We start from the raw sequence: 25,773 nt of genomic DNA on the forward strand, positions 1-25,773 counted from the left end.
TTCTCATGACAGATTTACATCGCTTATCGATTCGTGAACTCTCTGAGGGTTTAGCTGGGGCTAAATTTTCATCTCGCGAACTGACCGAACATTATTTAAAGCGCATTGCAAAACTGGATACACAAGTTAAATCTTATGTAACCGTGACTGCAGAACAAGCGCTTGCACAAGCCGATGCTGCCGATGCTGCAATTAAAGCAGGCACAGCAACCGCATTGACAGGTGTGCCAATTGCACACAAAGACATTTTTTGTACCCAAGGCATTAAAACCACTGCGGGCTCAAAAATGTTGGATAACTTTATCTCTCCTTACGACGCCACCGTTGTAGCGAAAGGCAAAGCCGCTGGTCTAGTCACTTTGGGTAAAGTGAACATGGACGAGTTTGCAATGGGCTCAACCTCTGAGAACCCTTTTTACGGTGCGACTAAAAACCCTTGGAATTTAGAACACGTACCGGGTGGTTCTTCAGGTGGTTCTGCGGCAGTGGTTGCAGCAGACCTTGCTCCGTTTTCAACAGGCACAGACACAGGTGGTTCAATTCGCCAACCCGCATCCTTCTGTGGCTTAACGGGTCTTAAGCCAACTTATGGTCGTGTCTCGCGCTTCGGGATGATTGCGTATGCATCGTCTATGGATCAGGGCGGACCAATGGCACGTTCGGCTGAAGACTGTGCTTACCTCATGAATGTGATGGCAGGTCATGACGCAAAAGACTCAACCTCTATCGAAAAAGATGTTGATAATTATGTAGCCAACATAAACGGCACAGCGATTCAAGGTCTACGTATTGGTATTCCAAAACAATACTTCAATGTCGCTGGTTTAGACGCAGACGTGAAAGCGCGTGTTGAAGAATCATTGAAAAAGTTAGAAGACATGGGCGCGACCTTGGTTGAGATTGATCTCAACATGACTGAAGCTTATGTGCCGACGTATTACTTGATTGCCCCTGCTGAAGCATCTTCTAACTTACAGCGCTATGATGGCGTACGTTATGGCTACCGTGCAGAGAACCCTGTTGATCTGATGGACTTATACAAACGTTCACGTTCTGAAGGTTTTGGTGCAGAAGTGCAACGTCGTATTTTGATTGGTACATATGCGTTGTCTGCGGGTTACTACGATGCTTACTATGTCAAAGCACAAAAAGTCCGTCGTCTAATTCAACAAGACTTCTTAAAAGCGTTTGAATCGGTTGATGTGATTGCTGCACCTTCTGCGCCAACCACGGCTTATAAAATTGGCGCGAACTTGTCTCCAGTTGAAATGTACTTGGGCGACATTTACACCATCGCGGTTAACCTTGCGGGGCTTCCTGCGATTAATGCACCTGTTGGTTTTGACAAAGACAACTTACCTGTGGGCTTACAGCTGATTGGTAACTATTGGTCAGAATCTCAACTGTTGTCTGTGGTACATCAGTACCAACAAGCGACGGATTGGCATACGAAACGTGCGGCAATTGCTGAGGAGAATGCATAATGGCTAAAAATGCTGCTAAACCAAAATCGTTATTGATTGATGGTTGGGAAGTCGTTATTGGGATCGAGATTCATACTCAGCTTGCAACCCAATCTAAAATCTTCTCAGGTTCTTCGACTGAATTTGGTCAAGACCCAAACACACAAGCCAGCCTCGTTGACTTGGCCATGCCGGGTGTACTGCCTGTATTGAACAAAGAAGTGGTCGATTTAGCCATTCGCTTTGGTTTGGGTATCGATGCTTACATTGACCAAGCGTCTGTGTTTGCACGTAAAAACTACTTCTACCCTGACTCTCCAAAAGGCTACCAAATTAGCCAGATGGACAACCCGATTGTGGGCTTGGGTCATATCGACATTCAACTTGAAGATGGTACGGTAAAGCGCATTGGCGTAACGCGTGCCCACCTTGAGGAAGATGCAGGTAAATCGATCCATGACCAGTTTGAAGGTATGTCAGGCATCGACCTCAACCGTGCAGGTACACCTTTACTTGAAATCGTGTCTGAACCTGATATGCGTTCGGTTGAAGAAGCCGTGGCTTATATCAAGTCGATTCACACTTTAGTGCGTTGGTTGGGTATTTCTGACGGTAACATGGCAGAAGGTTCATTCCGTGCTGACTGTAACGTGTCGTTACGTCGTCCGGGTCAACCGTTCGGCACACGTTGCGAGTTGAAAAACCTCAACTCATTCCGTTTCATTGAACAAGCGATCAATGTTGAAATTGAACGCCAAATGGAAATTTTGGAATGGGATGGCACGATTGACCAAGAAACGCGCCTATTCGACCCTGTGAAGATGGAAACACGTTCGATGCGTTCGAAAGAAGAAGCGAACGACTATCGCTACTTCCCAGACCCTGACTTGTTGCCTGTGATTATTTCAGATGCGCAAATTGAAACAGCTCGTGCTGCGTTGCCTGAACTTCCTGCGGCACGTCGTGAGCGTTTCGTAGCGGACTTTGGTGTGACTGAGTACGATGCGCATGTGTTGACGTTGACCCGTGAAATGTCAGACTTTTATGAAGTGGTTGTGGCTGCTGCTGGCGGCGCTGCACAAGGTAAAGTGTCTGCAAACTGGGTGATGGGCGAGTTCTCTGGTGCTTTAAACAAAGCAGGCTTAGAACTAGCAGACTCTCCTGTTTCTGCTGAAAAGCTTGGTGGCATGGTTGCACGTATAGTGGATAACACCATTAGCGGTAAGATTGCGAAGCAAGTATTCGGCTTTATGTGGGATGAAGGCAAAACTGCGGACGAAATTATTGCGGAAAAAGGCTTGAAGCAGGAAACTGATACAGGCGCGATTGAAGCGATTATTAAAGACGTGCTTACTGCCAATGAGAAGATGGTTGAAGAGTTTAAATCTGGTAAAGAGAAAGCTTTCAATGGTCTTGTTGGTCAAGTGATGAAAGCGTCTAAGGGTAAAGCTAACCCTGCGCAAGTGAATGAATTAATGAAGAAATTGATTGGTTAAGGCTAATTGATTGTTGAATAAAGAAACCCGTCTTAGGACGGGTTTCTTCTATTTTTTTAACCTTTTCTTGAGTTTTGATTTTTTTCTGCGTTTTTCCTTTTCGTGTTTCTGCTTTATAGATTTAAATACATCTTTATTAGATTTAAGTTTTTTAGGGACTATCGCAGCCCACTCCAGAGATTTGTTCTTTTCTTTTAAAACATCTTTTAAAGTTTTAACAATTAACTCTGATTTTAAAATTAAATTATCTTGGTCTATTGCACTCGGGCTAAAGCTAAATCCCTCTGGCATCTCTAAAATATTCGTTATGTAAAATTTTCCAACACGTCTATAGCGCTCGGCTTTGTTGCACAAAGATTTAAAAGATAACACTCTGCTCATTTGAACAGAATTCAAGTGACAACTTGGGTATGAGGACGACCTAATTCTGTAAATTTGTTCAATACGGCTATGCGTGCATGAATCTCATTCACCTGACTAGAAAAACTCCTTGCTGTTAATTTATCACCTAATAGTTTGATGCAATGCATCTTGGTTTCAACTAAACTTCGACGATGATAACCAGACCATTTTTTCCAAAGCGTTCTTCCTAAACGTTTAACTGTTTTCAGTAACTCATTCCGCTCTAAAGATCTCAATTTCTGATCTTTCCATGGTTTTGCATTTTTTCTTGGCGGAATGAGCGCATGTGCATCTCGATCTAGAATGACTTGTCTGCAGTGCTTCGTGTCATAAGCACCATCGGTATAGACCGAATCAATTCGTTCATCTAAGGGAATTTGAGCAAGTATAGTCAAACTACTTTATTATTCATACAAGATTCGAAAAAAACTCGAAATAACTCATCGACTGAGTCGATCAACCATTCTTTACGCTTACGTTTAACCCATGCCCACATGTGTTCTATAGGATTTAAATCAGGGCTGTATGCAGGAAGCCAAAGAATTTTATGCCCTTGTTGTTCCAATAACTCCTGAATATCTGCTCTTTTATGAAATGCTGCATTATCCATAACCACTACACTATTTTCTGGTAATGCTGGTATGAGGAATTGCTCAATCCAAAAATGAAAAACATCTGAATTGATTTTGCAGTCAAATAAACCGACTGAAAATAACTTACCCTCATGGATTGCTCCAATGGCATTGGTCTGATTCTTTAATTGCCAATTATATTGCCCTAAACAGGGCACACCTTTTCGTGAGTAGCCATGAGGTCTGTAATCATGTGACTTAAAACCACTTTCATCCAGATAAATAATCGGGTGGTTTGTTTCTAATTCATTCACTTGCTGAATAAATTTATCCCTAAGCTTTGTATCTGCTTTAGGATGGCTTAACGTCTTTTTTTAACTGTAATATTTAAGCGCTTTAATGCAGCACCAATAGATGAAACACCACAATTAAAACGTGCAGCACGTTCATATTGATAAGCATCAGGATACTTTTCAACATCTTCACGTAAAGCATCATCGTTAATTTTAGAAGGTTTACGTACACGAGTTTTTTTAATCTCTATACGTTTCTTCCATTCAACAATGGTATTTTTATTAATTTCAAATTGTGCAGCTACCGCTCGAATAGAATAACCTTCCTCAAGCTTAGCTAAAATTTTACGTCTAAAATGTTCTGAATAACTCATTGCACCATTGTATTGGTTTTATAATGATTTGACTATAAATCACCGAGTACTTGCGAATCGCTCACATTATTTGTAGTAAGCTGTACTGCACGTATTTGCAAGGTTTCAGCATCGATGCCAATATGAAGCTTACGCCATTGGCGACGATATTCAGGTCCATGTTTCTTACGTTTCCACTCACCTTCACCTAGAAACTTTAAGCCAGTTGAGTCGACGAGTAGATGTAGCCCATCACTACTTTTTTGATAGCTAATCGCAATATCAATATGTTTTTGTCTTCGACAAAGCGTACTGTAATCTGGTGCGGTCCAATTTAATCCACAAAGTTTAATCAGACTTTGAACAAAACCTGTGACCATGCGTAAAGAGAGTCTAAATAAAGATTTGATCATTAAACAGCATTGAATAGCCGTATCGGAGTAAGTTTGATTTCGACCTTGCTTGTTTTGTGGTTGTGCATACCACTGAGTGTTTGGATCAAACCAAATGGAAATGTTGCCCCGATTAATGAGAGCGTGATTATAGGAAGACCAGTTGGTTGTACGATAAGTTTTAGGAGTAGGTTTATTCATTTTGAAATTATAGGACTGAATAAACCTTATAGGCTAGGTTTGTGCAACAAAGCCCTTAAAAACTCAATTACTAAAATTGTCATTTAGGATCTATCTCACTTAAAAATCAATCATAAGTGATGAGAAGTACTGCTTTAGAAGAAAGGGCTAAACCATACCCTCTAACTAATTTTCCAAGATCCACTACACTAACCACATTCTATTTTTAAAAATTAACCACTTGCAAAAAATCAAAGGACAAAAATGAAAATAACCATTCTCACACTTTCTACCCTTGCCTTTCTCAGCACCACTACCTTTGCAGAAACCAAACCCAATGTTCCTACCAAAGAAGCTAGCCAAATTTTTAAAGCAGCAGGCTTTTCAACAACAAAACATGGCTGGGAGGGTAGCTGCGACACAGGTGAAATCACCACATATAAAGACCTCAATGGTGACGGCCTAAAAGACGCAGTCCTTTCAGACTACAGCACCATGTGCTATGGCAACACAGGTGTCGGCTACCATATCGTTGCTCAGCAAAAAACTGGAAATTGGAAACTCATTTTTGAAAACATGGGCATCCCTACTTTTCTAAAAACCAAAGGAAAAGACGGCTGGCCAGATATTGAAAATGGTGGCCCTGGAATTTGTTTTGCTGTTTACCACTGGAATGGTCAAAAATATGATGTCAGCCGTTATGAATATAACGGCAAAGCCTGCACATTGGACTATTAACACCTCAGCATAGTAAATTTCATATCAATGAATATATAAACTGATTGATTTATCATGCTTTTCTATACAGTTAAAGTGCCTCAATTACTTGGGGCTTTTTTATAAAAAATGAATTCAGTTATACGACTAAAGAGCACTGAATGACTTAAAAACGACATCGTAACTGTGCTAATTTAGATCAAAAGTGAACATAAATATGCACAAACAATAAAGAGGGTTTAAAGATGTCAAAACAAATTTTAATGCTCGTCGGTGACTATGCCGAGGACTATGAAACTATGGTGCCTTTTCAGTTTTTAACAGGTCTCGGTTATACCGTACACGCCGTCTGCCCCGATAAAAATGAAGGTGAAAGTATCGCTACAGCTATTCATGACTTTGAAGGCGAGCAAACCTATAGTGAAAAACGTGGTCATAACTTTGCCATCAACTACAACTTTGAAGCGGTACACACTGCGGACTATGTCGGTTTAGTGATTCCCGGTGGTCGTGCGCCCGAATATTTACGTATGAATGAACGTATCCTTGAAATCGTACGTGAGTTTGATACTGCGAAAAAACCAATTGCATCTGTTTGTCATGGTGCTCAAATTCTTGCGGCAGCCGATGTACTCGAAGGCCGTACTTGTTCAGCCTACCCTGCATGCGCAGCCGAGGTGAAACTAGCAGGTGGAACTTATGCGGACATTGAAGTGACGGAAGCTGTAACCGATGGGCACTTGATCACAGCACCGGCTTGGCCTGCACACCCTGCTTGGATGGCGCAGTTTATTCAAGCTTTAGGGGCGACTGTGACGATTTAATTGTGTTGTTCCTCAAGTGAATCTTTTATGGCATGGTTTATCATCTTTTTAGATTCAAAAATAAAAAAGCTCCTTCGATTCAAGGAGCTTTTTTAATGACTTTTTTATAATATTAATGCTTTCGATTCAGTTTATAAATCGCTCTCACTATTCATAATCTTCAAAGACCGAACTACCTCGTTACACCCAACTTATTCCAAATCTCTGGGGTTAAAAAAGTCGTAACCAATTTATTCAAATCCACATAGCGCAGTACACCTTGCAACTGCCCTTTCACTTCAGGGTTCTTTAAAATTTCTTCACCCGTAATCTGTCCAAGTTCCTGAAAACTGTCTCCAACCGCTTGTAAGCCTTCAGCTTGAATCACCGCTTTGGTTTGCGCTGAACATTGCTCCACTAAAATGCGTTGTAAAACCTGTGCGAGGTTTTTATCTAGCTGTGTACGCTGTGTATCGGTGACATTGCTATACACCTTCAGATCAGGATGTGCAGCGAGTGCCGCAAACGTCCACTGCAACACAGTTGTTTTATCTGTTGCTGTCGTTGACTTCACCAAACAATTACTCAGTTGGTCGACTGTAGTACTAGCCGTAGCAACTTGGACTGAACCACACAATGCTACTGCCAAAACAGCATGACGAAAAAGAACAGAAGATCGACCACGTAAAACGCTTAAAACAGGCTGTGACATAAACTCAACTCCAATCAACAATTGCATTCTTTGTATCACAAAGCCCGTCTATCAGCCTGTTATGGAACTGTAAAATTACCGCCTAGTTGGAGAAAATTAAATCGCTCAATTCAAGCGATTTCCCTATCCAACTCAGCAGTTTCAAATGCAGTGAGCTGTGGGTGTATGGTCGGGCATGCATTCCAAAACCAATAAAAATAACCTTTGGGATCAAGCAAAGTATGCATATGAATCGTAGACTGACTACTTTCGCCCTTCCAACAGGCTAAAGCCGCATTACGGTTATTGTGTAAATCGATAAATTCAGGAGCAACTTGCTTCGGCATTTCAGGAATATAAAGTGCATCACCATGTTCCACCCACAAGTCAGCCAAGTAAATTTTTCGGTCTTTGAGAAAATATCGCCCTGCTGAAATCACCAACGGCAAATGATTGAGATCGGTTGAAGCAAATACATGCGGAAAGTCATGATGCTCTAGGTCTGTGACGACAAAGGGGTATAAGGTTTTTGCGACTAGATTGATTTGAGTTGGGTCATAAGGAAAAAAATGGCCCGCCAACATGCCATATTGATATTCAATTTGAGACAACTTTTTCTGCGTAGCCTGCACCTCTATCGCCTGTCCAGCTTTCACTAAAGTCATACCAAATGCAGCAGCAGTTTCTGGCGTGGCTTTGAGTGGCATAAACTCAAAAGTGTTTCCCGCGAATGCTAACTGAGTCTGCTCTCCCCAATGGGTTTGGATCGTTGCTATTTCTTTGGGTACATCATAAACATGGCCCATACTCATATGGGCGTTGGTTGAGGATGCTTGGATCAGCTCAATAGCATCTGATACATCGGCTAAATACTTGGGTGTTCCGCCATTGTTGTAAAAATAAGGCTGAGCTGAAATATCAACGTCTATTTCTTGCACGGTCTGATCCAGCAAAGGCGCAGTAAAATAGGTGGCTGGTGTTTGGACATTACTCATGATGTTATTCCTTTGGTTGAGGTGCTCACATGAAGTTGGGTCGCAAACAGCCGAAAATCTTACTTCATTTGCTTGAGCATATTTTTAGCACCTGTGTGGTTATGGTTTTTGGCTAAGTTCTGCAAAACATATTTTGCCTGCCCTTTCGGGTTGGAAAAACGACTGCTATAACTTGGAATACCCGTTAAACAACGTGCAACTAATATGCCCGATTCGGTATAGACATTTGAGGCATCCGACCCCGGCAAACGACCATAGTTATATGCGCGTTGTGCACTGTTACAGGCAGCGACTTGGTTGCGTCCACTGTTAATATCACGGCGTGCAGCCACATACAGTTTGGCCTGTTGCTGCTGTGGTGTTTCTAAAGCTTTGGGAGCTTTAGGTGGTACTTCAACTTTGCTTTCTTTTTTAAGCTCAACTTCTTTTTTGCTTTCTTCCTCTTTCTTCACCTCTACCTTGGTGGCAGGTGCTTTCGTCACCGTTTTTTTGCTTGGCGTAATAGGGGTCATACTTCGTGGTGCTGGCTCAGTCAATACTTTGCTTTGTAGATTCACTACACGAGTATCATTTGAGTTAGGCAGTTTGCGTTCAGACAATGCCTCAATACTCACCAGCCACTGTTCGCCATTATTGAGCTGGCAACGAAAAGCACCCGTGCCCTGTTTTAAACTATTATAAGTGCGAAGTAATTTTTTCGCCCACGGATCTTTCACTAAGCTAAAACTACTTTTTTGTATCTGACTAAAACGGCCGCCATGTGATTGGCAATACTGACTAAACATGCTGCGTGGGTATAACGCCTCGACCTCTTTTTCATTTTTTACGCCTACCGTGTGATAGACGTATTCTTTGCTGTTTTTATCGGTATCATTAATTTTTCGTTCTACGATTAGTTCTTGTGGTGATGCAATATTTGTAAAAGCTGTTTGTGCTATATTTCCCAGACTGGTACAGCCCTGCAACACACTCCCCAAAACCCCAAATACACATAAAATTTTATAATTCACTACGACTTCACTCTTAAACACCCGCACAAAAACATTAGCGGAAAGCTCATAAAATAACAAACTTAAACAACTGTTTTTATTATTTATTTTAGCTTGACGCACACATCATTCTGCTTTGTTTTATGATAACCTCAACAACATTTCATAAATTTAGTTTGACCCATACAACAAAAATTACAGACAAAACGATGTTTGAACACATAAAAAACCTGCCGTGAACAGCAGGTGAGATACATCAAAAATATTTAGTCATCCAAAGTCGATTCAAAAGCTTTTAGACGCTTATAAATCGAGAGCAGTTCAATAATGGTTTTCCATGACAAAATTAGATATTGAAATGACTCTCGTACTTTATCAAACACATTACCAATTTGGTTGATTAAACCTAGAGTCATTTTCCCTGCTGCAATTGCGGGAAATAACACCACCAAACTGTATAAAATATCCAGTTGTCGATACCATGTCGCGACTAAGTTAAAATAAGCATAGTGAAAATAAAGTCTAAAATAATTCTTTCTTACTCTGCTAAACAGTTCGACCAATGTTGCAGGTTGGGCACGGTCTGCATGGTCTTCCCCATAAACCAATTCTTTACGGTAAGCTGCTTCTACTTTTTGATTGTTAAACTCTAAACCTGGTAGTTTACTTCCTACTACCATTAACAAGACCGTACCAAAAATAGCCCAAATAATAGAAGCCCAAACTAGGGAATGCTTTACTTCACCCACAATAGGCAATTCAGGAACATGCTTTGAAAGCTCAAATAGAATTGGTAAGAAAGCCACCAATACCATCACAGCCTTGATCAACTCAACGCCCAAATCTTCTAAAATGGTAGCAAAGCGCATAGTGTCTTCTTGCACACGTTGTGATGCCCCTTCTATATGACGCAATTTTTCCCAGTGTTGGGTGTAGTATTCATTCATCGCTGTACGCCACCGAAATACATAGTGGCTGGTGAAAAAGGCATTGATCACTGCGAAAGTGACCGCAACCATCGCAATATACAAGAAGGTTAAAGTACCCATATATAGGTCTTTAATGTTACCGCCTTTACCAAGCATGCTTTGAATGAGATCCCAAAATGGTCCATACCATGCGTTGATGGCAACACTGACCTGTACACCAAACCAGATGTTAAACAGAATAAATGCGGAGCCCCAAATCGACCATCTTTGCCATTTATTGTCTGAGACAAAACGCCAAAATAAGGCAAAGAGTGTTGTTGCTATAAAAAACCAGAGATAGAACCACAGAAAAGACGGAGACCAAAAACGGCTTACCCCAATAGCTAATTCAGCCGTTGCATATCCTTGCGGCCAACCTATGGCGCTTCCCCATGTATTTCCCCCTGTGTACCACAGTACGACATTGATCACCGACCAAAGTAATACTGAAATGAAGAACCATCTAGGGTTTGGGAAAAATGACTTAAACATGAACGATATATATCCCTTTTATGTTTCAGGTATGCAATCCGTGCATACTAATCCTTATTTCTTAATTTAGTACAATCGCATTACAGCAAGTTTGTACACTTTACTTATCCTTATTGGGTTATACGTTATTTGATTTGTATGCCCCTTCACAAGAGCTCAGGACATTATTTTCCGACTTGATCAGTCACATCACAATCAAAATAAATTATTTCAATAACTTATGAAAATACGAACGGGCTTTGCCTCAGATTTAAAATGATATTTTATTGCTTATAACTTTTGGGTTTCAAACGGCTTTGTTGCACAAACCTATCTGTAAAAGGTTTTTCAGCGATATAATTTTCAAATGAAGAAGCCTACACAAAATCTACCGCACAACCAATTGGCCCGCATATAACCGAGCACTCATGAGTCGCGGAAATATTGCCATTTGGTTTGATCCTGCTACGCAATGGTATGCGCCATCAAAAGGCAAACAAGGGCGAAATCAAACCTACTCCGACGCAGCCATCCAATGCTGCTTAATGATTAAATCCTTATTCCGTCTGTCTTTACGTATGGTCACTGGCTTTGTGCAAAGTCTGATTAAACTTTGCGGATTAAATTGGATAGCTCCAGATTACACCACGCTTTGTAGAAGACAAAAGCATATTGATATTGTAATCAGCTACCAAAAAAGTAGCGATGGGCTGCATCTACTCATGGACTCTACAGGCATGAAGTTTCTAGGTGAGGGCGAATGGAAACGCAAGAAACATGGACCTGAATATCGTCGCCAATGGCGTAAACTTCATATTGGTATAGATGCTAAAACCCTACAAATACGAGCAGTTCAGCTTACAACCAATAATGTCAGTGATTCACAGGTGCTTGGTGATTTACTTAATCAGATTCCACAAGATGAGCGGATTGACTCTGTTTATACCGATGGAGCTTATGACACCAAGCAATGCCGTCAGGTCATTGCAGATCGGCAAGCGCATGCGGTGATTCCACCTAGAAAAAATGCGAAACCATGGAAAGATACAAAGAGTAGCTCGCTAGAGCGAAATGAATTACTTCGAACAATTAAACGTTTAGGCAGGACACTATGGAAAAAATGGTCAGGCTATCATCGTCGAAGTTTGGTTGAAACTAAGATGCATTGCATCAAATTATTAGGCGATAAACTCAGTGCAAGGAGTTTTGATAGCCAAGTGAATGAGATCCATGCACGTGTAGCAGTCCTTAACAGATTTACGGAATTAGGTCGACCACTTACCCAAGTTACGCCTTAAATTTGGCTCAATTAGGGGCGCTTTGCATTTCAAATCTTTGTGCAACACAGCCGTTGAAATTGAGGACAATCAAGCGCAACTCGCGGTGGGCATTATTTATAAAAAAGATTATGAACTGTCTAACATGTCGTCTCAATTTATTGAGACCACACTTTGGCATCATTTCTAAGCTAAATTCTCCCTTTCTCTAGGCGAAACTGAAGCTAAACCTTTATAGTTCAAAATAAACTGTATGATTATTTGCATAGCTTTCGCACATGCTTTGACTCTTCTTTTATCTATTTTTCTTTGTAAATATTCTGCATTAATGAGTTTTTCTTATTATACGTTAGAAAGATTCAATTTCTAAAAAGTGCAGCGCAATGCTAAAAAAATAACAAGCAAGGAAGATCAGGAAATAAAAGATGAATAAAGTCGTCGCAAATGCAGCCGAAGCATTAGCTGATGTAGTTGCCAATAATCAAACGGTTGCCGTGGGTGGTTTTGGCCTCTGTGGTATTCCAGAAGCATTAATTGATGCCTTAAAAGATACAGGTGTCACAGGTTTAACCTGTATTTCAAATAATGCAGGTGTGGATGGCTTCGGTTTAGGTAAATTATTAGAAACCAAACAAATTAAAAAAATGATTGCCTCTTATGTCGGTGAAAACAAAGAGTTTGAGCGACAGTATCTCAATGGTGAGCTTGAAGTTGGGCTCACCCCGCAAGGTACACTCGCAGAAAAACTACGTTCAGGCGGCGCAGGTATTCCTGCATTTTTCACCCAAACAGGTGTAGGCACCCTCATTGCCGAAGGCAAAGAAGTCCGCGACTTTGATGGTCGTCCGCATATTTTAGAAATGTCTCTCACTGCGGACGTTGCTTTAGTGAAAGCCTACAAAGCCGATAAAGCCGGTAACTTGGTATTCCGTAAAACAGCCCGTAACTTTAACCCTGACTGTGCCATGGCAGGCAAATTCACCATTGCCGAAGTTGAACAGGTGGTTGAAATTGGTGAAATCGATCCAGATGACATTCATTTGCCGGGTATCTACATCAACCGTGTGGTACTGAACGCCACCCCCAAAAAGCAGATCGAACAACTGACCATTAAAGCAGAGGAAGCTTAATCATGGCTTGGACACGTAATGAAATGGCGCAGCGTGCTGCCCTTGAACTCGAAGATGGTTTTTATGTCAACTTAGGTATTGGCTTACCGACTTTAGTGGCCAATTATCTGCCAGAAGGGATCAATGTTTGGTTACAGTCAGAAAATGGCTTGCTCGGTATTAATGAATTTCCAACCCGTGATGCCGTCGATGCAGACTTGATTAATGCAGGAAAACAAACTGTCACCGCACGTAAAGGGGCTGCATTTTTCTCAAGCTCAGAATCCTTTGCTATGATTCGTGGTGGTCATGTCAATATTGCTATTTTAGGTGCAATGGAAGTCTCTGAAACAGGCGACTTGGCAAACTGGATGATTCCGGGTAAAAAAGTCAAAGGCATGGGCGGTGCAATGGACTTGGTTTCTGGCGTACAAAAAGTTGTGGTTCTGATGGAACACTGTGCCAAAGATGGCACACCAAAAATCGTGCCTCAATGTACCCTACCACTCACGGGTAAAGCTGTCGTCAGCCGTATCATTACTGACTTAGGCGTGATGGATATCACTACTGAAGGTGTGAAACTAGTTGAACTGGCACGCGATGTAAGCCTAGAACAAATCCAGAAAGCGACTGGCTTAGCACTGATCATCAATGATTTTAAAGCCGCTTAGTACAAAACGACATCATTCAAAGCAGCTTCGGCTGCTTTGTTATTGAGTTCAATCAAAAAGGTTTTCAGTTCCAATAGGCATTTTTATAGCCTTTCAATCAAGTATAAAAACCATCATCAGCTTGATCAAGAGTATCTCTATACTTCCAAATATATTGAAGGATGACTATAGCGCACATCTTTTTAACCCAAATAGCTGATGAAAAACTAAGCCGCTCGGCTACTATATTTGCATTCCACATTCAGAGGTTCCCATGTCACAACAAGATTATGAAAATGGTTTAAAAGTTCGCACAGAAGTCATGGGCGAATCTTTTGTTAAACGTGCTCAGGACAATACTGTACCTTTCACCCAACCTTTGCAGGACTGGATTAATTAATTTTAAAAACAATTTAAAATCAACACTATAAAACCGTATAGCGATTTTAAGGCGTAAACTTGGTGTAAATAAAGGCCCATCAAAGAGCCTTCACACAAATCCCCACATTCACATTCGTCGTAATCGAATGAGCTGTGCAACCTGATAGAAGGATGCACAGCAAAATGATTCTTAAACCCATAGGTGTAATTTTGCTAAATGAGCTTTACGATCCGCTAGACCATTCGTACCACCATTGATTCGACGAGTGATGGTTAATACATCGTCTTTATCGGCCAAAGCATTTAAGCCATTGTCTGCCCAAAATTTACAAGCAACCAATAAGCCCACACTTGGTAGTGCCACAATATCAGGATTGTTTTCAAAGTCGATACCAAGCTGCTGACCATACTTGCGATAATTAGCACGACCAGTCAATTGAATAGGGCCACGACCTTTAAATCGCTTTCCATCCCCTGCTTGTGTATTACCTAAATCTTTTCGGCCTTCATACGCGGCACCTGACGCGATTTCCTCCATGTAGCGGAAGTTGCCAGACTCGTGTGCCAACTGTGCTAAGAAGTGAATAAGGCGAAGTGAGTTGTCTAGGATACCAAAGTTTCGCAGATGAACATTAGCAGCAAGACCAAGTTCTTCAGCCCGCGCTTGACTGGCACCTAATTTTTTAAATACAGCGGTCAAGGTGCCACGGCCAATGATACCGTCATCATGCACACCAACAGCTTTTTGAAGTTTTTTAATTTGGGCTGGATTCATCCGACTCTCCATGCAATTCAGGCTGCGCTTTTAACCGTGCAAAAACACCTAAAACACTACTTAAAAAACCCAGCCAAGCAACCCATGAGTGCGGCATTAACTGCTTAATTTCTTCTGGCACCACAGCCCATACTTGTGGGAAATATGTGCCAAATTGCCAAAGAAACTCAAAAGCTGCATACATGAAGACGTAAAAAAAGGCGCTAATTGCGCCTACTTGTACTGACTTGAGTTTCCAAGCCTGTTTCCAGTTATCAATCAATTTCATTTTTCTCTCACATTTCGTTCATAAAGTTTATTTCGGATTTCCTCAACCGTTCTTAAAAGCTGATCAGACTGTTTTTCAAGAACCTGAATACTTTGGGCGTTGGTTGTGGCCTGAGTGTTTACCGTGTCTGTTTTGCTTGTTTGAGTATTCCAAGCGACTACAAATAGGCCTGCCAAGAAAATGCCACCAAAGCGCACAAGGTTGGTGATACTGTCGATCTTGGTTTTACTTTCATGCAGTACCCTGATTTGTGAATCCACCTCCTTAAATCTTGGCTCAACTTCATTTCTGAGTTGCTTAATCTCACTTTTGAAGTTTGACTTTGCTCGATCCAACTCGTCCTGAAGATTGTCACGTGTTTGCGACAAATCACTTCTGGTCTGCTGATGGTCTTTATTAAGCTGCTCCAACTGCATATTCATGCGGTCAAGTTTTTGAGGCATCTCAGCTAACTTATCCATGTTTTTGGATATGTCGCTGATCTTGTCTGAGATAGCAAGCAACTGCCCTGCTGTTGCTATCGGTGGATCGGATGAGTAGTCATTCGACATTGCGCCCCCTAAATTTTGGTAATAAAAAAGCACCCGAAGGTGCTAGAGATTGATTTCTTCCACTTGCTCTTTAGTTTCGGCTTCATAGATTAACTGTCTTGCAATGCGCCCTCTTTCGTGAACGCTTGCAATGTGGGCTTGTAATACTGCATAGAGTTGCTGCAATTGTGATGCGCTTAACTCGGCTGTTGTATTGTCAGCTAAAGTCCATGTTTGATCTATTCCAGAAGAAGATGCCCCCATAATTCGGCCTTGTGAAACCTGATCTGAGTCGTAGATATTCCCTTCAAACTCAAAACCACCAAACTCAAGACTGTCGCGCTCAGACTTAATCTCAGTCCATTTCTGGGCTTTGAGGTCATCTAGTGATCTGGTATCACGCCATTGCTTAAAACTGTAGTCAAACGTGTGGTTGTCGGTGGGCGCATCACCTATAGAAACAAAATCGTGCATATCAGAATCAAAGTAATCTGTTCGATCAACGATATGGTTTGGATCATCTACGAAATATGCTTGAGCTGGAGTGTTTAAGTCTACAAGCGATGGTGCTCCAGTAAGTATCGATTTAATGCTGCCATCAGTATTGAGTAAAACCCTTACTTTCATTTTTTTAACTCCGTAACCGCCATTGAAAGCCCGCTATTTCCCACCCATACACCATTAGAACCTGCTTCCATCCAGTTGCCATTATAGTCCGTAATCTGAAGCCTGTAGGTTACAGTCGTTCCTGCGGCAATAGTCTCCATTACAGGAGGTAATGCACATGTATAGCTAAAGCGCGTTAAGCCTTCTGACCCTAAATACGTAGCAGGGAAGCTAAAAGTTTTGATAACTGCGCCATTACGCAATACACGCACCCCCATTGTTGTGGCCATGTAGGTACTGGAATAGTAAGCCTGCAAACCAATATCAAGCCTCAACTTGCCACCATTACTTATAGTGGTAATTGTTGACACACCTTGAGCACCAATACCGATAGATACCGCGTCATCCTTAATCTTTAAAGTATCAACCTGTAAGTCTCCAATTTTTGCCGTAGTGATCTGTGCATCGCCAATCTTCGCAGCAGTCACTGCCAAATCATCTATCTTCGCAGTAGTAATAGCAGCGTTATCAATCTTGGCTGTCGTTACTGCTAGACTGTCAATTTTGGCTGACTTGACCGCGAGATCTTCAATATGCGAAGTTTTGACAGACTGATAATCCATAAACGCAGACTTCATATAAGCGCCAACAGGGAAAACAGTGCCTGTATCTGGATCTGTGTATAGTGTGCTGCGGAAAATGAATGGGTAACTAACACCATCATCTCCACCCGCAGGATTACCCAATGCAAAGCTGTCGGAATGGACAATAAAATCCGAACGATCGCCCTCAACTCCTAAGCCAAAGCCCGAAACATATTTCCCTGACTGGATTCTTAAATAGTATTGAGCATCCAAACCTTCTATTTTCTGCTGAACATCAATAAAAGCCTGATTATTTTCCAAGTCAGAATTCTCGATCTTTTCCATCAAGCCTTGGCTCAACTGAGTTTCGGTTAATTTGCCAGACAAAATACCAAGTACAGCAGACGCATCGGCTGATGTGGTTGCATTCGCGTATTGCGACCATGGGCCAATATTCCCAATACGATCAATCAAACGACCACGGAAATAACGGGTCAGATTTGGCTGCATTCCCTGAATATCATGCGTTGTTGTCGGATATGCAAACAAGCCGAGCTGAGCAGCATTAGCACCATTTGCAGTGCTTGCAATCTCAATTTCCGTATAAGCGGTATCAAGCGCACCAGTCGCAGGAAAGTTCCAATTCAAGCGATAACCAAACAAAATACCTGTCGCAGCAATATTTGCTAACGCTGGTGGTAAGCCTTGTTTGCCAGATAGAGTTGTTAAAACAGAATAAGTCGGTAAAGAAGCAATATCAAATGCAGAAATCGCAGTAACACGCGCTTCATAGTTACCTGCATAAATACCCTGTACTTCTACTGAGTTGCTGCCTGTGATTGGCAATTTAATCCAGTTACCATCATCCTTACGCCATTCCACTTGATACTTTGTAGCACCTTGCGCTTGATCCCAAGTGATAAGCATGGTTTCAATAGATAGACCTTGTTGCACCATGTTTTCAGATGAAATTAAAACATTGGTGACAGGTGCTTGAGTCGTTGGATTGACGATTGAAATTGGGCGCTCATCAATGAAAGCACCAAAGTCGATTGCATCATATTTTGCTGACTCATATTGCAAGCCCGTGATTGAAAACTGATGTTTTTCATCTTGAGTGATACTCATGACGCGGAACTTCATGGTTTTTAAGTCTTGAGCATCAACGACCCAAACATTTTCTGCTGCAACAGAGTCAAACGCCACTGTGACTGTGACATTTCGCCCAATTTTTGACGACACAATTCGAGCTTGTGCTTTACCATTTTCACCGTTTACAACCAGTCGATCACCTGCGCGACACACCACATCATCACGATCCAGAGTAATAACTTTACGGTCGGCACTGACAGCAGAAATACGCCCACCGTTTGAACGACCAGCTAACAACTCGTCTGCAATTTCAATTACTTTGCCCGGTTGCGGAATATAACCATCTAAACCAACTTTAAAAGATACAGTGCGGGTTTCTAACTGTTCAGACTTTAATGCCCAAAGACCTGCACGTTGCGCTTGACCCTCAGAAGTACAACCCCATGCGTCAATCTCAGCAATACGCACACCGAGCTTTGCAATAGCCGCTTCATCACGCACATAGACATATTCTGTTTTATAGTGATTCGCAGGGTTATCCCAAGCCACTTTTGCAACAGTGTGTCGATCGCGTGCACGAGTTCCTGAATATTCAAACATGCCATCAATGACATTAGCGCGAGTGTAGGTGAAGTAAGTGTCTTGTGGAATATCAGCATCACAGACAATTGAATTGCCGTCCCAATAAGAAATTGCACGGAATACGCCTGCCAGTTTACTGAGAATTACATAAGCATCTTCGGTAGATTGCAGATATACGTTACAAGTAAAGCGTGGCTCTTGACCACCTTTGCCATCATTCACCATTTGGTCGCAGTATTGGGCAAGGCGATATAAAGACCACTTGTCCAGCATTGCAGCCGTTAATCGATCACCCAAAGCATAGCGTTTTGATGTGCAAATGTCGTAATAAATCCATGCAGGGTTATTGGTATAAGCGCGCTTGAATGTGCCGTCCCACATGCCCGCATAGGTACGCGCCACTGGATCGTAGTTCGATGGAACCTGAAGCTTAACCCCTTTTAAATCGACTGCAACTTTTGCAACATTGGAAAATGTTTCAGCATCATATTGCAAGCCAAGCATAGCTGTATTTGGATAGCTGAGCTTTAGGTCGATGACTTCTGTTAGTGCATCAACATACATTTTGTCGCTGATATATTCTGAGGTGGAATTTGGTGTTATGCGACGGACACGGATAGTCCAGCCAGTGTCAGACTTTGGCAAATCAATACGGTGTGAGCGCTCATAGTTTGCTGAGGTTTTATCTGAAATCTTAGTGTTTAAAACTTCTACCCATGTGCCACCACCTGTCTGCAAATCAATTGCATATCGAATCGTGATACCTTTCACATCGCCATTATCAGCATTTTGTTGGCGTAATGGTCCCCACTTAAAGCGAACACGCACAGCATTTAAATCGGTGTTTGAAATAGCGCGAACCCAAGGCGTGCCAGAAACCAATTCAACATTAATCGATGTTTCAGACGAAATATCAGGAAAACCCTCGATGTGTGTTTGATCATTGGTACCGTGACGAAAATCAAACTGAATATCCTGAAAATTTGATCCGCCATTCGGGTTGTGAAGTGGCGTTTCTTCTAAATAAACAGACTGTAAGCCATTCGCCAAGCCCTCGACTTCACCTTCAGACAAGCCATAAAGAATCTTGATGTAGGTTTTTGATTGTGCTGAGTCGGGTGCGATTACCGCCTTTCTTGTTTCACCACTACCTGCTTTTGCGCCCTTAATTACTGCGTTCATACTTATCCTCAGACAATAAAAAAGGCGCTCATTGCGCCTGTGTTTTTTGATTTTTGATTACTTTTTAGGAATTTCTAACCCATAAATCATGTGGTCAATTTGATCTCGTGTTGTAATTTCACCCTTAATGACTTTCAGGTGAACAATTGCACGATTGAGATGGGTTTCATCTTTTGTCTTAAAAAACGCCTCGATTGACTTTTCAGCCATAACCGCTTGACGCATGTTTGGCAATTTTTGCTGCTCAATGTGTTCAAGAAGGCTGTTTAGCTTCTTCTTTAAATCAACAACATCCGCAGAATCTGTTTCAAAAATAACTTCCATGATAAACCTCTTAATTACATTAAATCTTCTGGGTATTGTCCAGCACTTGCGATAAAGCCACCGACTTCACGCTGACCATAAAGCACTGGCACTGGATTGCCTTGTGCAACTGTGGTCACTGCACTACCAAAGCCTTTATTTGCCTTGTTGCCGTTTTGGTTTTCGTCTTGGAGCGTATCCGCTTGGGGCATCAGCATTTGTGCTACGCCACCGACCATTGTGCCAATACCCGCGCCGATTAATGCAACACCATACGGGGATGTAGCGCCGAATGTAAAATAACCAACCACTACCAGTATTGCGCCTAAAATAACCTGAAGAACCCCATTGCCACCCGCACCTTTTACCTTTGGCACCACTTTAATCACTTTGGCACTGGTGCTCATGTCGAGTTCGGCTTCAGAGATATTTTGCTCATCTTGAAATACTGCGAACTCCAAACCTTGCTCATGCGCATGCAGCATGAAGTGTTCAAAGCCTTGCACCTGCACACATAAAGCACGCATGGCTTCGCGGGTGTTATCAACAGCTAAATGAAATTCTTTGCCGAACTTCTTGGCTAAAATGCCGTATAACTTAATTGTTTTGAGCATATCGAACCACCTTTGCAACTCGTTCTTGCCACTGTGAACCAAACACTTCACGCACTGATTTGCGGCCATACGGATGATGTAAAATGATTGACGAGCCAACACACGATTCTGTTTGTTCAGACTTCAATTCGGTCTGATCGCCTAACCAAATTACTGCATGGTTCACATGCTCAGTACGTCCAACACGGCACAATAAAACATCACCGTATTGCATGTCGCTCACTTCAACAAAGCCTGCTTCACCAAAACCATCTAAATACAACGACTTATTCTCTTTGGATTCCCACCACGCATCCTCGCGCTCAAAGTCGATCAATGTGATGCCTAGCTCTCGCTCGTAAAAATCCCGCACGATTGAATAGCAGTCTTGTATGCCGTGAATATAATTGCGACCAACCAAAGGCGCTTTATATCCGCACGGCTCATACACTTGAAATTCAACATCGGGATAAGCACAAATCACCCATGGCTTTTCATGTAACTCAATCTGAATTAAATCAATATCAGATGCACGTGCAGAAGCATTCGGGTGTGAATGCACATAAGCCTGAATCTCGCCTAAATCTTCTGCTTTAGCCAAATCTTCATGATGAATTTCAAACTGATCTTTATTGTCTGAAATGTTGCGGCATGGAATGTATTCTTTATTTACAATCACACCGCAGCACTCATTCGGATAGACTTCAGCAGCATGCGCTTGAATTGCTTTTTTAAGTTTTGCGGTTAGTTTCATCACATTAAACTCGACGCTGGAAAGCCACCGAAGCGGATTTCATTGTTGCGAATACGACATGAAGATAAGCGACCTGAACAACGATCTAATGCAGGGTTGTCTGTCGGCTCGTCTTTTTCAGTGAACATTGCCGCACCTGTAAATTGACATTCTTCCCCCCTGTAGTTACCCATCGCACACCAATGACAGTAATTGGAAATCTGTCGAACTGGAATTTTCAGACCTTCAAAGTCGATAGGGTTTGAAAGCTCAAAAGTTACTGCGTTGGCATTTTCGGAAGTCTTTTGCTCGATATACCAAAGCTGTTCTTTGGCTTCATTTGAAGCGGATGAATTGCCTGCACTAAAGTTTTCAGCATCAAGGTACTTGGCAAGTGTGGTAATAACTTTGAGTTTTGCGCCTGCAAAGTCACCAAGCTGTAAACAAAGAGCAGAAACTGCGTTTTGAATACCGCCAATATTGTTCGCCATGCTTAAAGTTGGCGCTGAGGCTTTACCATCCGAGCGCATTTCTAAGCCCGATACTTCTAAAGCCATCGGCTCAAAGGTTTGACCTTGCCAGATGATGTTTCGATACCATGTTTTTGACTCGGTGTTTTCAAACACTTCACCAATTAATTGAGCTGTATCCCCGAGCAACCCGTCTGATCCGATATAGCTGTAAATACGCTCCCAATCTTCATAAGAGATATGACCATGAAAACGTAAAATGCCCGCGCCTAAAGCGCGAGCATCCAGTTCAAACAGCGTGATCAGACCATCTACATACAGCTTTTGAAAATCACTGTTTAATGTCATGTTGAAATCTCGTTAGAGTGTTAGTGCTTGCGACCAAAGTTCATCAATTTGAGCTGAAGATAACCCCATCAGCGCTGCCATTGCGAAAAGACTGCTATTATTTCGCTCAAACACCGTAGCATCTTGCCATTCGATTTGAATAATTTGACGCTGCATATCATCTTCGATTTGATTAATAAGCGCTTCAATATCAGCAAGAGCAAAGCCATTCATGACAAGTGCTAATCGGAATTGACGGCGTGTTAGTGGTTTTAATGGCGGTTTTTCGTAGGTGACTGCCCACACGTAATCAGGGTTGAATTGCGATAGTGCGTTTAGGATCTTTCCCTTGTCGCAATTGAGGTCTTTGATTAGATCCACAACACCATCCATATTAGGTGTAATTGTGCATCCATCTTGTGTGACTTCGAGTTGGTGAATCTCTGCGCCGTTTCGGTTTGATACAAGCTTAAGCATTAGGTTAAATCCTCTATTTTGGGTAATAAAACAGTAGTGGTTGTGTTCTTGTCCTCTTGTCTAACAAAAACAGCCTTGTTGAGTATTGATTTTCGCAAGCCTAGACTGTCTGCGTGAGAAGCATGTGCAAGCCAAGAGTTAATGGATGCCTGGATGCGCTTTGCCTCAATCCTGCCCTCGCTGTACTGTTTCTTCATAAACCTTATTTTTCGGTAAATTCTGGAAATTGAGCTTTTTCTTACACGTCGATGAGTGGGCCACATTTGATAGCCAAGGAAGTCCAATGCTCGTCCGTTCTTGACGGACACTGGAAATATTTGTGTTTTTGCATTGGTTTGGAGCTTTAGCTTCTCAAATAGGAATCGCTCTACATCAATGCGTAAATGACGCAAGTGATCCTTGTTGTGATGAAAGATACAGAAGTCATCCATATATCTCAGATAGTGCTTCTCACATAGTCGGTATTTGACATACTCATCCAGCTCATGCAGATATATGTTTGCAAATAGCTGTGATGTTAGGTTGCCGATAGGTATTCCGACACCGCCACCGGATGATTCTATGATGTCGTCAATCAGGGTAAGGAGCTGTTTGCATGATATTTTCTTTCTGATCAGGCTTTTCATGATCTCATGATCAATACTGTAGAAGAATTTGGATATATCTGCCTTGAATGCGTACAAAACACCGTGATTTCTTAGTACCTTTTGCATCATGCGTTGTGCTTGATCTGCGCCAACATGCGTACCTTTATTAACTCGGCAGGCATAGCTGTCGTCAATAAATCGTTTTTCCCAGATGGGTTCAATGACCAGCAAGATAGCGTGCTGCACCACACGATCCCGGAACGGCAAAGCTGCAACATCGCGCTCTTTAGGTTCGTACACTTTGAAGATTCGATACTCACCTGTCTTGTACGTTCCCCAGATCAATTCGTTCTGTAACTGGATCAGGTTTTCTTCCAGATTTAATTCAAACTTTAAAACCTCACGCCGATCACGCTTGCCGCGCCGGGCCTTCAAATATGCGTTATACAAATTTTCAAAGTCGTAAATCTGACTAAACAGATTGTTGTATGTAATTGCCATGTATATCTCAAAATAAAAGCGGCATAAGTTTTCGCAAATTGCTACTCAGCTATGCCGCCTGTTTAGTTTTTTAGATTTTCATCTAAGGAGTGTGCATCCTTTTAAAGTGTTCTGTCCTAATCCCCATTAGGGATTAAGCTTCTGACACGCTCTAAGAGCTGGACGCGCCCCGATATTCGTATTCGTGTTCGAACGAGCGTTATTCAAGTTCAAGGCGAACACGCCAGCATTGGCTGCGTTGTTCCAATTGCCGCCACGGATGGGAAGGGACCGTCGTTGTAACGCACACCCCTATTTGCCTACGGCAAATACTTTGATCCAGCCGCCTACCATGCGGCCAATCTCATTGTTCAGTCTGGACCAGTGTTCATACTTCTTAAAATCAAGATAGCCTAATTCTTTTGAAATTCGAACCTGAGCGCGTAATAGGTCTAGCCCTGCGTCTAACTCTTGTAGTGTGGTTTTTTTGTGGTAGCGCTTATTACAAACAACAATCAACCTCAATATCCCCCACATGACCTGCCTCATTTCTGCTGCAAGCACATGCTTTTCAAATTTTGGAAATTGACGCAATGCGATATAGCCGTAGGCAATCATTTCTTCGCATTTTTGTCTGATTAATAAATCACTAGACACAATAAATCTCTACAAAATAAAACTAAGAACGTGCGCTATCGCGCACGCATACAGATAACACAAGACAGATTACAGATTCACGAAAGCTGGACGCGCCCCGAGATACGTACCCGTGCTCGAACGAGCGTAATTCAAGTACAAGGCGAACACGCCAGCATTGGCTGCGCTGCCCCAAAGGCCGCCACGGAGGGGAAGGGACTCATCAGTCATTGCTTTGGCGAAGTAATCACCGTTATATGAAGCGGTATTTTCAGTATGCGGATATAAGCACAATGCTTTCAGTCGAGCTAAAGCTGCCGCAGTCACAGGCTTGGTTGTTGACAGGTTTCGGATTGCTCCAAAGCTACCACCGTTAATTGTGTAGTCTGCTGTGCCACCATCAGCATATTTGATTGTGCCTACCGTGGTTCCGCTGCCGTTCGGTGTGACCAGGTTGCCAGTTTCACCATCAATTGCCTTCCATTCGGTCGAAGCTGCGCCAAGATTGATCGCCAGCTTTGACGCGTTATTGTCTGCAATAACCTGAATTTCACCGTTAAGAATACGCATTCCAGAATTCCATTCCCATACGTTACCGGATAAGTCAGCAATGCCGTTTTCTTTACCGTTGTGTCGCCATTGCACAGGTCCTGACCCAGTCAGTGTGCGTGCTGATCCAGATGTATTACCCGGATTTAAACCATCAGCACGACGACCAATTAACAGCGGATCTTCTGAACTTCGGCCATAGTAGCTGTTGCCCATTGGCTGAGTGTTATTTTTGTAGCATTGCAGAGCCACGGCGCTCCATTCAGCATTAGTGATTAAGTGATGGCCGTTACCACACGCTCGCGCTGCTGTTAAAAAGTTGTCATAGTTAGTGCTGTGACTTGGCTCTACATTCGGCAGACTGAGCAACTCACCATTAACGATTCGACCCTGGTATGTACCAATAAAGATTTCAGGCTTTTCCACACCGTCCACGATAAACGCTGGGTGCGTACCACTTAATGAAGCATCAATCGTACTCATATCGTACTTTTGAATGATGTTCATATAAGTCGGCTGACCTTTGGCTGTATAAAGTACGGTTTGCAAGCCACCAGATGCCAGCTCTACCGATTGACGCAATGAGTCTTTGATCAGGATTGTGAGTTCGCTTTTATTTGCATCAATTCCTAATGCGGCTCGGGTTTTATCTACAGTGAGAGTGCCGTCGGCTGCCCCAAGATGCGTATAAAGCTCATTGTCATTCGCTTGCAGTTTTGCTGAACCTGTTCGGAACGTATCCCCACCTGCGCCAGTAGGTGCTGTGCCTTGATTAATTGTTTGTTTAGCCATAACGA

General features: G+C 42.3%; 25 protein-coding genes and 6 pseudogenes. 9 read left to right on the forward strand and 22 right to left on the reverse strand.

Features of this window, described 5'->3' with window-relative positions:
• The first annotated feature begins 5 nt into the window (after window positions 1–5).
• Together gatA and gatB are read left to right on the forward strand one after the other, a co-directional pair.
• The gene (gatA, locus tag AC4MDD_RS13360; protein ID WP_491881823.1) at window positions 6–1,484 is read left to right on the forward strand and encodes an Asp-tRNA(Asn)/Glu-tRNA(Gln) amidotransferase subunit GatA; all 1,479 of its coding nucleotides are present in this window, start codon (window positions 6–8) and stop codon (window positions 1,482–1,484) included.
• Window positions 1,484–2,959 (forward strand): Asp-tRNA(Asn)/Glu-tRNA(Gln) amidotransferase subunit GatB, encoded by a 1,476-nt coding sequence (gene gatB / locus AC4MDD_RS13365; RefSeq protein WP_491881824.1) that lies wholly within the window; start codon window positions 1,484–1,486, stop codon window positions 2,957–2,959. The genes gatA and gatB overlap by 1 nt, the downstream gene beginning before the upstream one ends.
• Before the next feature lie 48 nt (window positions 2,960–3,007).
• Here gatB and AC4MDD_RS13370 read toward each other — a convergent pair whose 3' ends face one another.
• The 5 genes and pseudogenes from AC4MDD_RS13370 to AC4MDD_RS13390 form a co-directional block, all read right to left on the reverse strand.
• Window positions 3,008–3,355, reverse strand: coding sequence for a hypothetical protein (locus tag AC4MDD_RS13370; protein WP_491881825.1), 348 nt, complete (start codon window positions 3,353–3,355; stop codon window positions 3,008–3,010).
• Window positions 3,352–3,750 (reverse strand): annotated as a pseudogene (locus tag AC4MDD_RS13375) (IS5-like element ISAha2 family transposase); the annotation flags it as partial. The pseudogene AC4MDD_RS13375 and the gene AC4MDD_RS13370, both read right to left, overlap by 4 nt.
• 2 nt (window positions 3,751–3,752) lie before the next feature.
• Entirely contained in the window at window positions 3,753–4,247 is a 495-nt protein-coding gene (locus AC4MDD_RS13380; protein WP_491881826.1) for an IS630 family transposase, read from the reverse strand.
• A 47-nt stretch (window positions 4,248–4,294) separates the two neighbouring features.
• Window positions 4,295–4,600, reverse strand: coding sequence for an IS630 transposase-related protein (locus tag AC4MDD_RS13385; RefSeq protein WP_000122230.1), 306 nt, complete (start codon window positions 4,598–4,600; stop codon window positions 4,295–4,297).
• Between the two features lie 35 nt (window positions 4,601–4,635).
• Window positions 4,636–5,172, reverse strand: a pseudogene (locus AC4MDD_RS13390) (IS5 family transposase); the annotation flags it as partial.
• A 243-nt stretch (window positions 5,173–5,415) separates the two neighbouring features.
• Between AC4MDD_RS13390 and AC4MDD_RS13395 the strand changes: the two are divergent.
• Both AC4MDD_RS13395 and AC4MDD_RS13400 read left to right on the forward strand, forming a co-directional pair.
• Window positions 5,416–5,889, forward strand: coding sequence for a hypothetical protein (locus AC4MDD_RS13395; RefSeq protein ID WP_491881827.1), 474 nt, complete (start codon window positions 5,416–5,418; stop codon window positions 5,887–5,889).
• Between the two features lie 224 nt (window positions 5,890–6,113).
• On the forward strand, window positions 6,114–6,692 hold the full coding sequence (locus AC4MDD_RS13400) for a DJ-1/PfpI family protein (protein WP_491881828.1): 579 nt from the start codon (window positions 6,114–6,116) through the stop codon (window positions 6,690–6,692).
• 172 nt (window positions 6,693–6,864) lie between these two features.
• Here AC4MDD_RS13400 and AC4MDD_RS13405 read toward each other — a convergent pair whose 3' ends face one another.
• The 4 genes from AC4MDD_RS13405 to sbmA form a co-directional block, all read right to left on the reverse strand.
• Entirely contained in the window at window positions 6,865–7,383 is a 519-nt protein-coding gene (locus tag AC4MDD_RS13405; RefSeq protein ID WP_491881829.1) for a hypothetical protein, read from the reverse strand.
• A 110-nt stretch (window positions 7,384–7,493) separates the two neighbouring features.
• Window positions 7,494–8,357 carry a hypothetical protein gene (locus tag AC4MDD_RS13410; protein ID WP_491881830.1) on the reverse strand — a complete coding sequence of 288 codons (864 nt, stop codon included), beginning with the start codon at window positions 8,355–8,357 and terminating at the stop codon, window positions 7,494–7,496.
• Window positions 8,358–8,416: 59 nt separating this feature from the next.
• Window positions 8,417–9,469 (reverse strand): hypothetical protein, encoded by a 1,053-nt coding sequence (locus AC4MDD_RS13415; RefSeq protein ID WP_491881831.1) that lies wholly within the window; start codon window positions 9,467–9,469, stop codon window positions 8,417–8,419.
• 143 nt (window positions 9,470–9,612) lie between these two features.
• Window positions 9,613–10,806 carry a peptide antibiotic transporter SbmA gene (gene sbmA, locus AC4MDD_RS13420; protein WP_178928804.1) on the reverse strand — a complete coding sequence of 398 codons (1,194 nt, stop codon included), beginning with the start codon at window positions 10,804–10,806 and terminating at the stop codon, window positions 9,613–9,615.
• 346 nt (window positions 10,807–11,152) lie between these two features.
• Here sbmA and AC4MDD_RS13425 point away from each other — a divergent pair.
• From AC4MDD_RS13425 to AC4MDD_RS13445, 5 genes and pseudogenes are all read left to right on the forward strand, one after another.
• Window positions 11,153–12,083, forward strand: a pseudogene (locus AC4MDD_RS13425) (IS5-like element ISAba12 family transposase).
• 43 nt (window positions 12,084–12,126) lie between these two features.
• A pseudogene (locus tag AC4MDD_RS13430) lies at window positions 12,127–12,252 on the forward strand (LysR family transcriptional regulator); the annotation flags it as partial.
• A gap of 235 nt (window positions 12,253–12,487) precedes the next feature.
• A complete protein-coding gene (locus AC4MDD_RS13435; RefSeq protein WP_491881832.1) occupies window positions 12,488–13,192 on the forward strand; it encodes a CoA transferase subunit A in 705 nt (234 codons plus the stop codon).
• A 2-nt stretch (window positions 13,193–13,194) separates the two neighbouring features.
• Entirely contained in the window at window positions 13,195–13,842 is a 648-nt protein-coding gene (locus AC4MDD_RS13440; protein ID WP_491881833.1) for a CoA transferase subunit B, read from the forward strand.
• 253 nt (window positions 13,843–14,095) lie between these two features.
• Window positions 14,096–14,218: pseudogene (locus tag AC4MDD_RS13445) on the forward strand (carboxymuconolactone decarboxylase family protein); the annotation flags it as partial.
• Between the two features lie 174 nt (window positions 14,219–14,392).
• Here the strand turns inward: AC4MDD_RS13445 and AC4MDD_RS13450 are convergent.
• From AC4MDD_RS13450 to AC4MDD_RS13510, 13 genes and pseudogenes are all read right to left on the reverse strand, one after another.
• Window positions 14,393–14,977 (reverse strand): glycoside hydrolase family 19 protein, encoded by a 585-nt coding sequence (locus tag AC4MDD_RS13450; RefSeq protein ID WP_491881834.1) that lies wholly within the window; start codon window positions 14,975–14,977, stop codon window positions 14,393–14,395.
• Entirely contained in the window at window positions 14,958–15,245 is a 288-nt protein-coding gene (locus AC4MDD_RS13455) for a DUF7940 domain-containing protein (RefSeq protein WP_279042716.1), read from the reverse strand. Before AC4MDD_RS13455 ends, AC4MDD_RS13450 begins: the two co-directional genes overlap by 20 nt.
• Window positions 15,242–15,796: a coiled-coil domain-containing protein gene (locus AC4MDD_RS13460; protein ID WP_491881835.1), complete on the reverse strand. Its 555-nt coding sequence runs from the start codon at window positions 15,794–15,796 to the stop codon at window positions 15,242–15,244. Before AC4MDD_RS13460 ends, AC4MDD_RS13455 begins: the two co-directional genes overlap by 4 nt.
• A 42-nt stretch (window positions 15,797–15,838) precedes the next feature.
• Window positions 15,839–16,402 carry a DUF4376 domain-containing protein gene (locus AC4MDD_RS13465; RefSeq protein WP_491881836.1) on the reverse strand — a complete coding sequence of 188 codons (564 nt, stop codon included), beginning with the start codon at window positions 16,400–16,402 and terminating at the stop codon, window positions 15,839–15,841.
• An 884-nt stretch (window positions 16,403–17,286) separates the two neighbouring features.
• Window positions 17,287–19,821 (reverse strand): annotated as a pseudogene (locus AC4MDD_RS13470) (TipJ family phage tail tip protein); the annotation flags it as partial.
• Window positions 19,822–19,878: 57 nt separating this feature from the next.
• A complete protein-coding gene (locus AC4MDD_RS13475) occupies window positions 19,879–20,145 on the reverse strand; it encodes a hypothetical protein (RefSeq protein WP_436905885.1) in 267 nt (88 codons plus the stop codon).
• Window positions 20,146–20,159: 14 nt separating this feature from the next.
• On the reverse strand, window positions 20,160–20,738 hold the full coding sequence (locus tag AC4MDD_RS13480) for a tail assembly protein (RefSeq protein ID WP_491881837.1): 579 nt from the start codon (window positions 20,736–20,738) through the stop codon (window positions 20,160–20,162).
• A complete protein-coding gene (locus AC4MDD_RS13485; protein WP_491882623.1) occupies window positions 20,722–21,471 on the reverse strand; it encodes a C40 family peptidase in 750 nt (249 codons plus the stop codon). The genes AC4MDD_RS13480 and AC4MDD_RS13485 overlap by 17 nt, the downstream gene beginning before the upstream one ends.
• Window positions 21,471–22,268, reverse strand: coding sequence for a phage minor tail protein L (locus AC4MDD_RS13490; RefSeq protein WP_491881838.1), 798 nt, complete (start codon window positions 22,266–22,268; stop codon window positions 21,471–21,473). Before AC4MDD_RS13490 ends, AC4MDD_RS13485 begins: the two co-directional genes overlap by 1 nt.
• 12 nt (window positions 22,269–22,280) lie before the next feature.
• Window positions 22,281–22,724 (reverse strand): hypothetical protein, encoded by a 444-nt coding sequence (locus AC4MDD_RS13495; RefSeq protein WP_491881839.1) that lies wholly within the window; start codon window positions 22,722–22,724, stop codon window positions 22,281–22,283.
• Entirely contained in the window at window positions 22,724–23,812 is a 1,089-nt protein-coding gene (locus tag AC4MDD_RS13500; protein WP_491881840.1) for a reverse transcriptase domain-containing protein, read from the reverse strand. Before AC4MDD_RS13500 ends, AC4MDD_RS13495 begins: the two co-directional genes overlap by 1 nt.
• Window positions 23,813–24,103: 291 nt before the next feature.
• Window positions 24,104–24,448 (reverse strand): diversity-generating retroelement protein Avd, encoded by a 345-nt coding sequence (gene avd, locus AC4MDD_RS13505; protein ID WP_491881841.1) that lies wholly within the window; start codon window positions 24,446–24,448, stop codon window positions 24,104–24,106.
• Between the two features lie 69 nt (window positions 24,449–24,517).
• Window positions 24,518–25,768 carry a formylglycine-generating enzyme family protein gene (locus AC4MDD_RS13510; protein ID WP_491881842.1) on the reverse strand — a complete coding sequence of 417 codons (1,251 nt, stop codon included), beginning with the start codon at window positions 25,766–25,768 and terminating at the stop codon, window positions 24,518–24,520.
• Window positions 25,769–25,773: the final 5 nt, after the last annotated feature.

The sequence above is a fragment of the Acinetobacter sp. CAU_H_29a_1 genome (assembly GCF_058599505.1).